14 protein-coding genes are annotated in these 15,298 nt (G+C 38.3%); 8 read left to right on the top strand and 6 right to left on the bottom strand.

The genetic code is table 11. The features are described 5' to 3' along the window. Positions 1-86: 86 nt before the first annotated feature. Entirely contained in the window at positions 87-1,382 is a 1,296-nt protein-coding gene (gene tyrS, locus RUH60_RS05730; protein WP_313806326.1) for a tyrosine--tRNA ligase, read from the top strand. Here tyrS and RUH60_RS05725 read toward each other — a convergent pair. The 5 genes from RUH60_RS05725 to RUH60_RS05705 form a co-directional block, all read right to left on the bottom strand. Beyond that, entirely contained in the window at positions 1,375-2,355 is a 981-nt protein-coding gene (locus RUH60_RS05725) for an acyl transferase (RefSeq protein ID WP_313806324.1), read from the bottom strand. The genes tyrS and RUH60_RS05725 overlap by 8 nt on opposite strands. Positions 2,356-2,423: 68 nt before the next feature. After that, the gene (locus RUH60_RS05720) at positions 2,424-4,328 is read right to left on the bottom strand and encodes a T9SS type A sorting domain-containing protein (RefSeq protein WP_313806322.1); all 1,905 of its coding nucleotides are present in this window, start codon (positions 4,326-4,328) and stop codon (positions 2,424-2,426) included. 109 nt (positions 4,329-4,437) lie between these two features. After that, positions 4,438-4,779 (bottom strand): T9SS type A sorting domain-containing protein, encoded by a 342-nt coding sequence (locus RUH60_RS05715; protein ID WP_313806321.1) that lies wholly within the window; start codon positions 4,777-4,779, stop codon positions 4,438-4,440. A gap of 99 nt (positions 4,780-4,878) precedes the next feature. Continuing rightward, positions 4,879-6,036 carry a hypothetical protein gene (locus RUH60_RS05710; RefSeq protein ID WP_313806319.1) on the bottom strand — a complete coding sequence of 386 codons (1,158 nt, stop codon included), beginning with the start codon at positions 6,034-6,036 and terminating at the stop codon, positions 4,879-4,881. A 140-nt stretch (positions 6,037-6,176) separates the two neighbouring features. Beyond that, a complete protein-coding gene (locus RUH60_RS05705) occupies positions 6,177-8,945 on the bottom strand; it encodes a TonB-dependent receptor (protein WP_313806317.1) in 2,769 nt (922 codons plus the stop codon). A gap of 199 nt (positions 8,946-9,144) precedes the next feature. On the opposite strand from RUH60_RS05705, the gene RUH60_RS05700 reads away from it, so the two are divergent. After that, entirely contained in the window at positions 9,145-9,828 is a 684-nt protein-coding gene (locus RUH60_RS05700; protein WP_313806315.1) for a response regulator transcription factor, read from the top strand. After that, positions 9,829-10,872, top strand: coding sequence for a sensor histidine kinase (locus RUH60_RS05695; RefSeq protein ID WP_313806313.1), 1,044 nt, complete (start codon positions 9,829-9,831; stop codon positions 10,870-10,872). Here RUH60_RS05695 and RUH60_RS05690 read toward each other — a convergent pair whose 3' ends face one another. Further along, positions 10,873-11,928, bottom strand: coding sequence for a glycosyltransferase (locus RUH60_RS05690; protein WP_313806311.1), 1,056 nt, complete (start codon positions 11,926-11,928; stop codon positions 10,873-10,875). Positions 11,929-12,084: 156 nt separating this feature from the next. Between RUH60_RS05690 and trmB the strand changes: the two genes are divergently transcribed. From trmB to RUH60_RS05665, 5 genes are all read left to right on the top strand, one after another. After that, positions 12,085-12,759 (top strand): tRNA (guanosine(46)-N7)-methyltransferase TrmB, encoded by a 675-nt coding sequence (trmB, locus tag RUH60_RS05685; RefSeq protein WP_313806309.1) that lies wholly within the window; start codon positions 12,085-12,087, stop codon positions 12,757-12,759. Then, positions 12,760-13,392 carry a LysE family transporter gene (locus RUH60_RS05680; RefSeq protein ID WP_313806307.1) on the top strand — a complete coding sequence of 211 codons (633 nt, stop codon included), beginning with the start codon at positions 12,760-12,762 and terminating at the stop codon, positions 13,390-13,392. It abuts the gene before it with no gap. 1 nt (position 13,393) lies between these two features. Beyond that, a complete protein-coding gene (locus RUH60_RS05675; protein ID WP_313806305.1) occupies positions 13,394-13,726 on the top strand; it encodes an MGMT family protein in 333 nt (110 codons plus the stop codon). A gap of 126 nt (positions 13,727-13,852) precedes the next feature. Then, a complete protein-coding gene (locus RUH60_RS05670; protein ID WP_313806304.1) occupies positions 13,853-14,980 on the top strand; it encodes an Mrp/NBP35 family ATP-binding protein in 1,128 nt (375 codons plus the stop codon). A 9-nt stretch (positions 14,981-14,989) separates the two neighbouring features. Further along, a complete protein-coding gene (locus RUH60_RS05665) occupies positions 14,990-15,229 on the top strand; it encodes a NifU family protein (protein WP_313806302.1) in 240 nt (79 codons plus the stop codon). The last annotated feature ends 69 nt before the right edge of the window (positions 15,230-15,298 follow it).

The raw sequence follows: 15,298 nt of genomic DNA, 5'->3' as shown, positions 1-15,298 counted from the left end.
AAATTGTGAAAGAAGTACTCAAATAACCGAATAACCAAATCCGCGAATCGACAATAAATTTTATCTTTGCGTAAATTTTACAAGAAATGAAGAATATTGTTGAAGAATTACGCTGGAGGGGATTGGTTCACGACATGATGCCGGGAACGGAAGAGCAACTTACTAAAGAATCTACAGCGACTTATATAGGATTTGATCCCACTTCTGATTCATTACATATTGGTAGTTTGGTGCCGATTATTTTATTGGTGCATCTGAAAAATTTCGGGCACAAACCAGTAGCTTTGGTTGGCGGTGCAACAGGTATGATTGGTGATCCTTCCGGAAAGTCAGATGAACGTAATTTGTTGGATGAGTTTACTTTGAATAAGAATGTAGAAGGCATCAAAGGTGTTTTATCGCGCTTTTTAGATTTTAATGCAAACGATACCAATGCACCGGTTTTGGTGAACAACTACGATTGGATGAAAGATTTCTCTTTTATCAATTTCGCACGTGATGTTGGGAAAAGAATCACGGTGAATTACATGATGGCCAAAGATTCGGTGAAGAAGCGTTTAAACGGTGAAATTGGCGAAGGAATGTCTTTTACTGAGTTTACTTATCAACTTATTCAAGGTTACGATTTTTACCATTTGTACAAAACGCACAACTGTTTATTGCAGATGGGTGGTTCGGATCAATGGGGGAATATTACGACTGGTACCGAATTAATCCGCAGAATTGGTGGCGAAGGCGCTAAAGCCTATGCGATGACTTGTCCGTTGATTACCAAAGCGGACGGTTCTAAATTCGGAAAATCGGAAGGAGGAAACGTTTGGTTGACTTCGGATAAAACTTCGGTTTATAAATTCTATCAGTTTTGGTTGAACACTTCGGATGTTGATGCTGAGAAATACATCAAAATCTTTACGTTTTTACCTTCGGAAGAAATTGAAAAAACAATTGCAGAACACAATGAAGCACCGCATTTAAGAGTGTTGCAGAAGCGTTTGGCTGAAGAAGTTACTACGTTTGTTCACGGGAAAGAAGAGTTGGAAAAAGCGATTGAAGCTTCGGCAGCGTTTTTCAGCCCATCGATGGACGAATTAAAAAAACTGGACGACAAAACTTTTTTGGAAGTGTTTGAAGGCGTTCCGCAAGCTGAACTTGCAATGAGTGATTTAGAGGAAGGTTTGGATATGATTGCAGCATTGTCGGCTAAAACAAATTTCTTGGCTTCTAACAGTGATGCGCGTCGTGAATTGAAACAAAATGCCGTTTCTTTAAACAAAGAGAAAGTTGGAGAAGAGTATAAAATCACCAAATCTGATTTGATTAACAATCAGTTTTTATTGTTGCAGAAAGGAAAGAAAAATTACTACGTAATCAAGGTTAAATAACCATCAGGTTACAACCGCGAATATCAGAATTATCAAAACGTCCCAGCACTTCGAAAGAATGGTTGGGATATTTTTTGCCCAAATCCTGCGTAGCGATGAACGAACAGGAATTCAAATTCGCTAAATCAATTACGTTGATGCCGCCGGTTTTGCCTTCGGAAACATAGCTTAGCGCGTCTTCTGTATCGCGGATTAGAATTTCCATCCAGGGCGGACATTCGAAAATGCCGTCACCTAAGGAATACGCTTGCGATAAAAGTTCGGTCATGCCATATTCTGAATGGATTTTAGAAACCCCGAAACCTTTGCAAAGCACGTCATGTAATTCTTCGCGAATCATTTCTTTACGCTTGCCTTTCATACCGCCGGTTTCCATGATGATGGTGTTTTTCAGTTGGAAATTTTGCTTTTCGATCAAATCCAATAAAGCATAAGTAACACCAATCAGTAAAACATTTTGTCCGGAATTGTCTAAATTGGTTAGTTTTTGAATTAATTCGTCGTAATTGTGCAAGTAAAAGCCGCTTTCCGGTTGGTTGGAGCCTTCGATTAAATCTTTCACCATATAAATCAAAGAAGAGCCTTCGCGTTCCAAATACGATGGGAGTAAGGCCAAAACCACATAATCTTCAATATTGCCGTAAAACTGCGAAAAAGCCAAACGAAAACTGTCTTCGTAATATTCTAAATCGGTTACTAAATGGCGACTTGTGGTCATGCCGGTTGTGCCACTACTGGTGAAAGCAATTTGAATTGGTTCGGTTGAACTGATTACATCGTGCGATTTGAAAAACTGTATCGGTAAAAACGGAATCTCCGTTAAGGATTTTACATTGGTTTTGTCTTTCTTCAGCAATTCACAAAAGTTGCGGTACACCAAATTGTTGTCGTATTGATAGCGAAACACTTTGAGCGTGAGTTTCTCAAATTCTTTTTTGGAGCCGATGTGAAATAAATCTGAAGTAGCAAACATAGGCGACAAAGGTACAAATAAAAAAGCACCAACTTTCGCCGGTGCTTTCTTTATAAAGTAAGAATGGATTACTTGATTACTAGTTTTCTAGTAGCCGTTTTTCCTTCTTCAGTAATTTTAACCATGTAAATACCTGCGTTTAAAGAAGAAACGTTGATAGTTTCGTTTGCAGTTGTTGTATTTAACACTTCTTTTCCAACTACATCATAAATTGCTACGTTTTTAACCCCGTTAGCCGCTGTAGTGATGTGTAAGAAATCGTTAGCCGGGTTAGGGTAAACGTTCAATCCTGAAATGTTGTTGAAAGTTGAAGTTCCTAAAGTAAAGTTAGGTGTTGTGTCAATTCTTAACTCGTCGATGATGATGTTAGGAGTTGTGTTTGCTGAGTCCTGACGAAGTGCGAAACCTCCGATAGTGCCAATTAATGAACCGATTGTTACAGATACAGAAGGTGAAGCTGTTCCTCCAATCGTTGGATTTTCGGTTAAAGTAACAAGTCCTGTTGCAAAATCATATCCTAAAACTAAGTATATTGGAGTTCCAGGAGTGTGTAGGTTTGAAGACCATACAACGCTTGAAGATAAGGCTGTAGTTCCGATACCGAATTGCGACTGTGTTCCGTTTCTTCTGTGCCATACACGAGCATTTGTGAATGATGATGAACTTGCATCAAATAATGCGAAATAAGTCACATCAGTCAAATCGTTTACAACTGTAGAAACATCTGTTACGTTTGCTATGAAGGAAGCGTAAATTGTTCCAGAATTCACTGGTGCTAAAGGAGTTCTAGCATCAGCTCCTTGACCAGCAAAAGTAATTGAGTTTCCTGTAGAAGTAATGCCAGGATATGTCAAGTTTCCAGATGCGGCTACAATATCATCTCCTGTGTTAAGAGTACTCCACATTTGCGTTGTGCCTAAAGCCGTTGCAGGCGTATAGTTGAATGGTTCGTTATATGGTAATGTGTTTTCTGGTTTACATTCAGATGCAGCAATCGATTTAGACAATCCGCATGCTCCTGTAATGGTTAATGTAACACTTGTGCCTTCAGGAATATTTGTAATTGTGATGTTTCCGGCTGCAGTTGTTGTTGGGTTATCTCCACCGACAGTACCTGCATTAGCTGATAAATTGTAGGTTCCTGTTGCACCGCCTGTATATGGAATGGTTACACTGTATGTGTCAATTGCTAAAGTTACAGCATCACAAGTGGCAACTTCAGTGCCTAATACTAGATCACAAGGTGTTGTTCCAAACCAAGTATCGCTAATGTATAGACCATCTACAATGGTTACTTGGCTGTCGTTGTATTGTCTAAGACTTATTCCGTTAACTTGAGTTACACCTGAACCTGAAGTGGTAACTACAGCTGGAACTGTTGCTTCCGTAGCCGGCATATTACCTCCTTCAAAAACCCATAATTTTACAGGGGCTGAAGCGCCAATCTCTTCTTTTATAACCAATAAGTATGTTGTGTTTGGGTTGTAATCAACCGGACTGTAAACCCCAGTTGAGCTATTTGAAACTCCAAAGTTGATTTTTCCGGTTGTTGCAGATGCTCTTACGAAAACTCTTGCTGTGAAGGTACTACCGTTGTTTAGGTGAGTAAAATAACCTTCTGGTGTAGCAGCGTCAGTAACGTTTACTAATAAAGTGTAATACAAACTACCAGTTGTTACAGCAGTAAAATTTTTGATAACATCTTGACCATTGTTTACTACTTCTGCAGCATTTCCTGACGTCTGTCCTGTGTAACTTGAAGCGCCATCGTTGTATCCGGCATAAACAAGCCCATTGTTGTTTCCAACAGAGATAGGATTGGTAGCAACGCCTCCTACTTGATTCCATCCGTTGCTGGTTAGAAGTGGTGCGGTGGCAAAATCATAATTTAAGCCATCATTGAATATTTCTGTCTGACCGAAACTTAAGGAAGAAAAAGCTAGGGTAAACAATAATAAGTAAATTTTCTTCATATTGAAATGATTTTAAAAAATTGGACAACAAAGATATAGAGTATTTACGAATTTGTAAAACTTTTAATGTAAAATTATGGTTAAGAGAGGAATTACGAAGAACGTATAACTATCTGATAATTAATTTTCTGGTAGCAGCAGCTTCGCCTTCTTTGATTTTAATGATGTAAACACCAGGAGAAATGTTTCCGATAAATAATTCTTTGGCGCTTAAGGTTGCCTGTAAAACACGCTTGCCTAAAACGTCGAAAATCTCTACTTCTTTTTCGGTGTTTGCTTTGGTAGTAATGAAAATACGTTCTCCGGAAACCGGGTTCGGATAAATGCTTAACCCTTCAATGGTGTTTTCCTGGATTTTCCCATAAGAAGAACTCTTACCCTCTTGAGCGCTAGCGTCAAGTGTGAATAAGAAAAGTGCGATAAGGATACTATAAACGTAATTTTTCTTCATACGGTTAATTATTGTGTAAATATAGTAAATAATTTTCAAAATATGTGCCAAAAAAAAGACGCTCTTGTCGGAGCGCCTTTTTTGTGACAATTTTAGGAATTATTGTAATAAGTTTACACCGTTTACAGTAGTCCAAGCTCCTGCTGATAATGAGGCTCCTGTTGCTGTAGTGTTAGTTGTGTACTGTCCTGTAGGGAAGGCAATTGTGAAATCAGCACCTGCGCCATATTGAGGAGTTGTACCCATAATTTTAACACCAGTTAATTTGATTTTGTTACCTGTTACCTGATCGGTATTAGTAGCAGCATCCTGAATTCTTACTGCTACAGCGCTAGCGTTATCGTATCCTTCAATTAAAACATTGATATATTCTCCATTACCTTGTTTTTTGAATTGGATGGCATCATACTCAGCAGCACCGTTTTCAGTTAATGTTCCAACAGCTCTTTTTAAAGTAATGTTGCTTACTTTTGGTCCGAAAGCGTTGTTAACTGATTTTGCTTCGATTTCCATACCAAAGTTACCAGTTCCGGTTTGGTAAGCATACCAGTTGGAGTTCATTTCACCTCTCCATCCGTCTTGCCAGTCGAAAGAATCGTCATAGTTTCCGTAAGCGATTAGGTTGGTTGCATTTACAGTACCTCCGTAAAATTCGAAACCATCATCAGCACCTTTATAAGAAACTAAGTTTTGTAAAACTGTTCCAGAACCCACTGAGTAGAAAGAGAAACCGTTCATTTCGCTTGTTCCGTCAGTGATTTTTTTACCAGCGTACTCCACTCGTACATATTTTAAAGAACCTCCGTTGTGTGCAGAATTTGTACCTCCGTAAGGTAAAAATAAACCATCTTCTGAAGTTGCAGTTGTAACGCCACTTGCTCCTACAATAGGTGCATCACCATACATAATGATTCCACCCCAAGAACCTGGTGTCATAGAAGCTTCTGTAAATACTACAGGTTCAGCAGCAGTTCCGTTGATGATTAATTTACCACCATTTTCTACTACTAAAGCATCTACACCGTTTGCATTGTTAGCCGTGATTGTTGATCCCGCATCAAAAGTAACAGTAGCACCCGATTTAATGCGTACAATTCCTGATAAAGTATAATTACCGAAAGCGTAGTTTTTGCTGGCAGTAACATCTCCTGAGATTTCTCCGGTTGCAGGTGTTACAGGAGTAATTGTTTCATCGTCTTCTGAACATCCTGTAAATAATAAACTTAAAACAGCTAAGCTTAATACTAATTTTTTCATTGTGTAGTTTTTTATTTTGTTATGACAAATGTATAAGTGCTTAATAAGGTTAGGGTTAGCGTACTATTACCAAATTTTTAAGAATTTTTAGTAATGTAAAATTTCTGTAAACAAAAAATCCTGCCGAAGCAGGATTTGTATTAGAAGGTATAACTTAAACTCAAACTTAGACCAACTCCTTTTTTGTATTCTTTTAAAATTAAAGAGGATTCCGAGATTTGTACTTTGCTTTCATCGCCCAATTCAAAACGCTGGTATGGGTTTAAAATGTTGTCAGCTGAGAATTTTGCGCTAATGTTTTCGGTTAATTTACTGGTGTAAACAAAATCTAGTTTATGGAATGGCAATTCGTAGATGTTGTCTAATCCGGCTGTTCCAACCGCATAGATGTTTTTTCCTTTTACTCCGTATACTAACGAAACAGTGTTTTTAACATTTTTCCCTAAGTCGAATTCGTATTTGGCATCTGCGTTTAAAACCCAGTTTGAAGCTCCTTGCAACTCACGGCTGTCTCTTTTTTCGAATTGTTTGTTTGTCTCAGTAAGATCAACTTCTGTTTTCATGAACGAACCGTTTACACCTACAGAGAAATTTTCAAGACTTTCCGATAAATGGGCCATGTTGAAGATGAATTCCGCTTCGGCACCATATAAATTAGCAGATTTTGAATTTTGGAAAGTGGTAATTTGTGTTGCACTCGGTACAAAGATTCTTTCGATAGGATCCTGAATGTTTTTTCCGTAAAGACCTATGGCAATCATGTCTTTTTTGTCTGTAAAAAATTCATACTTCAAATCGACATTGATGTTTTTCGTGTCTTCAAGACTGCTGTTTCCTCTTTCAACCGTTCCGTCAGGGTTTACAAACTGAACCGGTAAAACTTCCATCAAGACAGGTCTGGTAATGGTTTGTGATGCTGCGAATCGTAAGTTAGCTTTATCTGTTAAGGTGTATTTTGTATTAACCGATGGCAGGATGTAATTCTTGGTTTCCGTAATTTTTCGGTACGGATTGGTGAATGAGTCAGAAATGTCGCGGTATTTTATGGTTCTGTCTGAAGTTTCAAAACGAACTCCACCGTTAATTTCCATTTTCTCTGATAAGTTAAAGAAAACATTTCCATAACCCGCATTTACAAACTGATTCAATTTTACTTTGTAATCTCCGGTTGATTCTTCTCTTTCGAATACCAGTCCGCTTTCAATATCGGATAAAATTTGCTCGTTAATGTCGTTCAGAGAAGTAGTTACGGTGTAACTTCCGTTTAAAGCTCTGGTTGAGAAGAATCTATAGTTAGAAGTGATACTGTTTCTGTATGAGTTGAATCCTAAAGTTAAATTATTCGTTTTGTTGTTTACTTCTTTTCCAAAGTTAAGTTTGTACTCTAATAAACCACTGATATAATAATTTCCTTTGATATTAAAATGCTGGCGGTTTAACGTGTTTCCTCCGTAAGAATTTTGAAAAGTTCCGTCAGGGTTCACGTTTCCGTCTAAGAATTTTCTATCCGGTAGTTCGTATAAAGTTTTCACATAAGAGATTCCGCCTTTTAAACTGTGCTTGTCGTCGGAAGTCAGTTTGTAATTAAGCAACAACTGATTGTTGAAATAATCGGTTTGTTCAAATTGATTGGTTCTAACCAAACGATTCGGATTAATTTTCTGATTCGAAAAAACACCAAACTGATCTTTAATTAAGTTGTCAGTTGTTCTGATGTAGATTGAATTGGTAGCTACCTGAAAACGGTCTGATTTGTATTTTAAGGCAACTAAAGCAGAAGTACTTGTTTGATAGCTGAAACTTTGTGAGTATAAATCGTTGTTGTATTCTCCGAGACCTTCCGTGAAGTTACGCTCAATACCTTTTCTAACTTGGTATTTGTTTTCTCCGTTTAAAGATAATAAATAAGAGAATGAACCTTTTTTAAGATTGAATTTGTCTGTATGACTAAAACTAAGGCTGTTGTTGATAGGCGCGCTAACATTGTCAACATTCCAGGAATTGTCTTTGTAGCTTTCTTTGTATTCTGCAGAAGTTAATTTGTACGCTCCAACAGAACCGTAAGCTGAAGGTAATTCTCTGTATTTTTTCTGAATACCAAAAAAACCTTGCGTGCTGTTAGCTGTTTCGGAAATTAAGAAATCACCACCATTGTTATTGGTCACATAACCAAAACCAACGCTAAATTTTGTTTGAGACGCTTTTGGTTCGCTGGTTTCTACATTAATGGTTGCTCCGGCAAAATCTCCAGGAATATTAGGATTAAATGTTTTATAAACTTCTAAAACACCAACAATATCAGTAGGAAATAAATCCAACGGAATGATTTTTTTAAATGGACTGTTCGATGGAGCCTGTAAATCGTTAATCAATAAGTTGTTGTATCTATCTTCTAATCCACGTACAAATAAACCTTTAGATTCGGCTTTGGTGATTCCGGTGATTTTGGTTAAACCTTCTTCCACATCACTGATGCCTTTTCTGGAAAGTTCCTGGGCTCCGATGGCTTGCTTGATTTCCACCGCTTTCTTTTGTTCAGCCAATAAAGCGGTTTCTTTTTCTCGGTTTTGTTCTATTTTAATGATAACATCTTCAATTTCAACGCCCTTAGAACCTAGAGCCTGGTTGATGGTTTTGGTTTCGTTAGCTGCGATGGTAAAAGGAACTTCAACGCTTTCGTAGCCTAAGAAAGAAATTACCAATACATGACTTCCTTCAGATACAGATAAGGAGTAGCTTCCGTTGTCATCCGTATTCATTCCATTTGTGGTTCCTTTAATCATTACTGTAGCAAAAGGAAGAACTTCGTTGTTCATGTCTTTATCGGTAATTACGCCGGTAACGGTACCTTTTTGGGCAAAACCTAATAAAGTGGTAAAAAGTGCGACAAATAAAAATTTAAATTTCATTAGTGTGTGTTATTTTAATTTTGGTGCAAAGGAACTCTCGCCAAGTTAATCGGATGTTATTCGCCTGTTATGGTTTTGTTCAGAATGTATTACCAAATCGTTAAGACATTAAATAATCGTTAACACGCTATGTACAACGTATAGCGTTTTATATTATCTTTACCTTTACATCCCGAAAACACACAATAGTGTCACATTTATGAAAAAGAAAGACATTAAGATTTTATTGGTTGATGACGAGGCGGATATTCTGGAAATTGTAGGATACAATCTGTCTCAGGAAGGTTACCAAATCGTAACCGCAAGTAATGGTAAAGAAGCGATTACCAAAGCAAAGAAGGAACTTCCCCATTTGATTATTATGGATGTGATGATGCCGGAAATGGACGGAATGGAAGCCTGCGAAAACATCCGAAAAATGCCCGAACTGGCTAACGTAATCATTACTTTTTTAACGGCACGAAGCGAAGATTATTCACAAGTTGCAGGTTTTGATGCCGGTGCAGACGATTACATTGCTAAGCCTATCAAGCCAAAAGTACTGGTAAGTAAGGTTAAGGCATTGTTACGCCGCTTAAAAGAAGACGAACAGAAAAGTGACGTTCTTAAAATCGGGGATATTGAAATTAACCGCGAAGAATACAAAATCATCAATGCGGGTACCGAAATCGTTTTACCGCGTAAAGAGTTTGAATTGTTCTACTTATTAGCTTCAAAACCTGGAAAAGTATTCAAACGTGAAGAAATTTTAGATAAAGTTTGGGGTAACGAAGTAGTTGTGGGCGGAAGAACCATCGATGTTCACATCCGTAAATTAAGAGAAAAAATCGGAGACGATTTATTTAAAACCATAAAAGGAGTAGGCTATAAGCTGGAACTGTAAATGAGTATCAATTTTAAGAAGTCGTATAAATTTGCTATCAAATCGTCGTTTTATATAACACTTTTTGTCACCGGCTTATTGGCGATTTTATTGTATTTATTTTTCGAAATCAATTACCAATTCATAGGGTTGTTCGCGTTGGCAACCCTTTCCTTTTCTTTTTTTATGCTTCAGTTTCGCGTGGAGAAATTCATTTACAAACGAGTAAAAAAAATCTACGACGACGTATCCCTTCTCGATTCGACCACTTTGCGAAATCAACCGATTACCACCGATATGGCAACCTTAACACAAGATGTTCAGAAGTTTGCCCGCGAAAAGAAAATCGAAATCGAAACTTTAAAAGTACGTGAAGAATACCGAAGAGAATTTCTTGGAAACGTTTCCCACGAGTTAAAAACCCCGTTATTTACTGTTCAGGGTTATCTTTCCACTTTGTTGGATGGCGCGATGAACGACAAAACCATCCGCAAAAAATATCTGGAACGAGCCGAAAAAGGTGTCGAAAGACTAATCCACATCGTAAAAGATTTGGACATGATTACCAAATTGGAAGTGGGTGATTTGAACCTCGAATTTTCCGAATTTAATATCGTTGATGTTGTGCAGAATGTCTTCGATTTACTCGAAATGAAAGCCGATCAGAAAAACATCATGCTCATGTTCGACATGAAATACACCAAGCCGGTTATGGTTTTGGGCGATGAAGAAAAAATCCAGCAGGTTTTGACCAATTTGGTAATGAATTCCATTAAATACGGAAAAGAAAACGGAACAACCGAAGTCAGTATCGAAGATTTGGTGAATAATAAAGTCATCATTCGCGTAACCGACAACGGCGAAGGAATTCAGCAGCAATACATTCCGCGTTTGTTTGAACGTTTTTTCCGCGTAGATAAAAGTGGTGCACGTTCGGAAGGTGGTTCTGGTTTAGGCTTGTCAATCGTAAAACACATCATAGAAGCCCATCATCAGAAAATTTACATCGAAAGTAAATACGGATACGGTTCTGAATTTTCCTTTACACTCGAAAAATCCAAATAATTATTGGAAAACGGTAAACAGTTCTTTCCAGCTCACATCGTTTTTACCAACATCTTGCAAGCCTCGGTACAAATCAATTTCCAAAAGGCGTTCGATTTTAAAATCGTCTTGTTTACAACTCGGAACCAATCCTTTTTTCTTTAGTTTTTTGGCGAGATATTCCTGTTCGTATTGTCCTGGTGTTGGGATGAAGAACGCTTTTTTCTCCAGTTTGGCCAAATCCATGATGGTGGTGTAACCAGAGCGCGACAAAACTACTTTGCTTTGGTTGAAAGCCAGCTCCAATTCTTCGGTATTCATGAAATTACAACACGTCATATTGAAACGTTGTGTGATTTTTTGTTCCGATTCTACCACACCGCGAACAAACAAAATGTTGCCGTCGTAATTTTTTAATTCTTCTTTTAATTTGGTTTCCAATAAAGTACGCTGCGGTTCCGGACCGGAGAGCAAAACCATTAAATCATAAAGAGTTGCGGTTTTCTTTTTTTTGATTCGGCTTAACGGACCAATGTATTTTAAATTCAGACTGCTGTTTTTCAGATGTCCTAATTTTCCGGAAAGATTTGGTTTTTCGGAAGTGTCAGGAATCCAGCAAATGTTGTATTTTTTAATGAAATAATGGTGGATTTTTGTCGTCAGCCAAGAAGTGTTTCCGGTCAGTACATTCAGTTGATGCGTGATAAAAACCGATGGAATTTTCGAAGAATGAATCCCCAATCGATTATCGGAAATGATACCGTCCAACTTCAGTTCATTTACCCATTGCAAGGTTCTTTTGCGCTCGTTTTGAACTGCACTGAACATGTTCGGGATTTGTTTGAACAGTTTCCATTTAAAATTTTCACCATTTTGCGCGTATTCAATTTTATAAGAAGGCAGTTCTAAGGCTTCCAAGTGTGGAAATTCTTTTTTTAACAACGCAAGAGCAACACCGTCCGAAGCGATTACGGGTTCAAAACTATGATTTTCGAGCGCTTCAATGATAGGAATACAGCGGGTGGCGTGACCCAAACCCCAATTTAACGGTGCAACTAGAATTCTTTTTTTTGGCATTTTTTGCAGATAATCGTCTGTAAATCTTCTTAACTATTTCATAACCAATTTGTTTCGGTTAAATTTATATATTTGGCGCATTAATAATAAGTGCAAAGTAACGTTATTTTTATTGGTATATATTTCCTTAATTTTACCAAAAATTTAAATTAAGTTGTGGGAAGTAAAAATAAATTAAAAAGATTTAACGAAAACGCGACCTTTCAAAACGTATTTCAGCCAACGCGAGAAGAAGTAATTGGTGATGAATTTCCGTTGAAAGGCAAGTGGAATAAAGAAGTTTTTAAGAACAATCATCCGTTGGTTTTGGAGTTAGGCTGCGGTAAAGGAGAATATTCCGTTGGTTTGGCCGAACGCTATCCCGAGAAAAATTTTATCGGTGTCGATATCAAAGGAGCCCGATTTTGGCGCGGTGCTAAAACAGCAGTCGAAGACGGAATGAACAATGTGGCGTTTTTGCGTACCCAAATCGAACTGATTGAAAATTGCTTTGCTGAAGGCGAAGTCGATGAAATTTGGATTACATTTCCCGATCCGCAAATCAAATACAAGCGTACGAAACACCGTTTGACCAATTCGGAATTTTTACAGCGCTATAAAAAAATATTGAAGCATAACGGCATCATGAACCTGAAAACCGACAGCGAATTCATGCACGGTTATACGTTAGGCTTATTGCACGGGCAAGGACATGAAGTGATTTATGCCAATCATAACGTGTATAAAAACGAAGGTTCACCAGAAGTGGTTACGGCCATTCAAACTTTTTACGAAAGTCAGTATTTGGAACAAAATAAAGCCATAACTTACATTCAGTTTAAAATTAAATAAATGAATTACTTTTTGCCGCTCATATTAGGATTTACAGCTGCTTCTTTAGGAGTGGCGCCTCCGGGTTTGCTCAATATGACGGCAGCTAAAGTAAGTGCGGTAGACGGACGAAACCGAGCGTTAGTCTTTGCCTTAGGTGCTAGTGTTACCGTTTTATTTCAGACCTATATTTCGGTGCTGTTTGCCAAATTCATCGACCGAAATCCGGATGTGGTAATTTTATTGCAGGAAGTAGGCTTGTTCATTTTTATCGGACTAACCGGATATTTTTTCTGGGCAGGAAAAAAGAAGAAAAAAGCCAAAGACGAAGAACTGAAAATGAAAAGTAAAACCAGTCGTTTCTTTTTAGGAATGCTGTTGTCGTTTTTAAATTTACTTCCGATACCGTATTACGTTTTTCTGAGCGTTTGGTTTTCGCGAAAAGGATGGTTTTTCTTTAATCAGTCGTATATTTTACTGTTTGTAATCGGAACGATGGTTGGTTCTTTTCTGATGTTTTACCTGTACATCCTTTTCTTCAAGAAAAAAGAAACAGACAAACCTTCTTTTTTAATGACCAACGGTAACTACATCATCGGAACGGTAACAGCGGTTATTTCGGTAATCACTTTCATCCGAATTCTGAAAGGCTAATATGAGTCAGTCCAACGACAATTTCTTCGAAAGGGTTTACGATGTTGCCCGACAAATTCCGTATGGAAAAGTCACTTCGTATGGCGCAATCGCTAAAGCTTTAGGTGCAGCACGTTCGGCTAGAATGGTTGGTTGGGCGATGAATGCCTCTCATTTAAAAGAGGATATTCCGGCGCATCGGGTAGTCAATCGTAGCGGCGTTTTAACCGGAAAACACCATTTCGACGGAACCAATTTAATGCAGCAGTTGCTCGAAAGTGAAGGTGTGAAAGTCAAGAACAATCAAATTGTCGATTTTGAAAAGCATTTTTGGCAACCGGAAGTCCAGTTTTAAAGATTATTTTTCACAAAACTTTACCTTTTTTCCGCCTTACAATTCAACTTTTCAAGTTATCTTTGCAATCGAGAATCAGTCTTAATAAAGAATTGATTCCGAAAGATTTAAGCATTTTACAATACCATGAAATTAGATAGAAAAGAAATCCTTAGCGCGTTGGAAACCATTTCCATTGCAGGTGAAGGAAAAAATATGGTCGAAAGCGGAGCGGTTCAAAACGTAATCACTTTCGGCGACGAGGTAGTAGTCGATTTGTTGTTAACCACACCGGCACTACACATCAAAAAAAGAGCAGAAGTTGATATTATCAAAGTGATTCACGATAAGGTATACGACAAAGCTAAAGTAAAAGTAAACATCAAAGTTGAGGCTCCCGAAAAACCACAAATCAAAGGAAAATCCATTCCGGGCATCAGCAATATCATCGCCGTTTCTTCTGGAAAAGGCGGAGTTGGAAAATCTACCATTACAGCCAATTTAGCAGTAACGTTAGCCAATATGGGCTTTAAAGTAGGTGTTTTGGATGCCGATATTTACGGGCCGTCCATGCCAATCATGTTCGATGTAGAAGGTTCAAAGCCAATCTCTGTTGAGGTAGACGGAAAATCCAAAATGAAACCGATTACTGGCTACGGAGTAGAAATCTTATCGATCGGATTCTTCACCAGCCCGGATCAAGCGGTAATTTGGAGAGGCCCTATGGCAGCCAAAGCCTTAAACCAAATGATTTTCGATGCCGATTGGGGTGAACTAGACTTTATGTTATTAGACTTGCCACCGGGAACCGGAGATATTCACTTGTCGATCATGCAATCGTTACCCATCACGGGAGCTGTTGTCGTAAGTACGCCACAAGCCGTTGCGCTTGCCGATGCTAAAAAAGGAGTAGCGATGTTCCAAAACGAAAGCATCAACGTGCCGGTTTTGGGAATCATCGAAAACATGGCGTATTTCACACCGGAAGAATTGCCAAACAACAAATATTACATCTTCGGAAAAGAAGGTGCCAAAAACCTTGCAGAAGATTTAGATGTACCATTCTTGGGTGAAGTTCCAATTGTACAAAGCATTCGTGAAGCTGGCGATTACGGTCGTCCGGCAGCGTTACAAACCGCTACACCGGTTCAGGTAGCATTTGAAGAATTAGCAAGAAGCGTAGTGGAAGAAACCGTTCGTCGCAACGACAACCTTCCACCAACCGAAGCAATTAAAATAACCACTATGGCAGGTTGTTCTGCCGTGAAAAAATAATTCAGCGTTATGAATACGGAAGAATTGAAAAACAACATCGAAAAAGCCTTAGAAGAAATCCGTCCGTTCTTAAATTCCGACGGCGGCGACATCACTTTGGTGGATATCGAAGAAGGCAAACATGTAAAAGTACGTTTGGAAGGTGCTTGCACTTCTTGTAAAATCAACCAAATGACTTTGAAGGCAGGTGTGGAGACTACGATTAAAAAGTATGCGCCACAAATCGAAACGGTGGTAAACGTAGCCTAAGTAGTTGGGCGTGACCACAAGGGTCGGGCTGTACGCTATATCTTTTATTCTGCTTCGCGCCATAAAAGG

It is taken from the genome of Flavobacterium sp. (genome assembly GCF_032153895.1).
GTDB lineage: Bacteria > Bacteroidota > Bacteroidia > Flavobacteriales > Flavobacteriaceae > Flavobacterium.
This window is presented reverse-complemented; position numbering and strand designations above follow the sequence as displayed.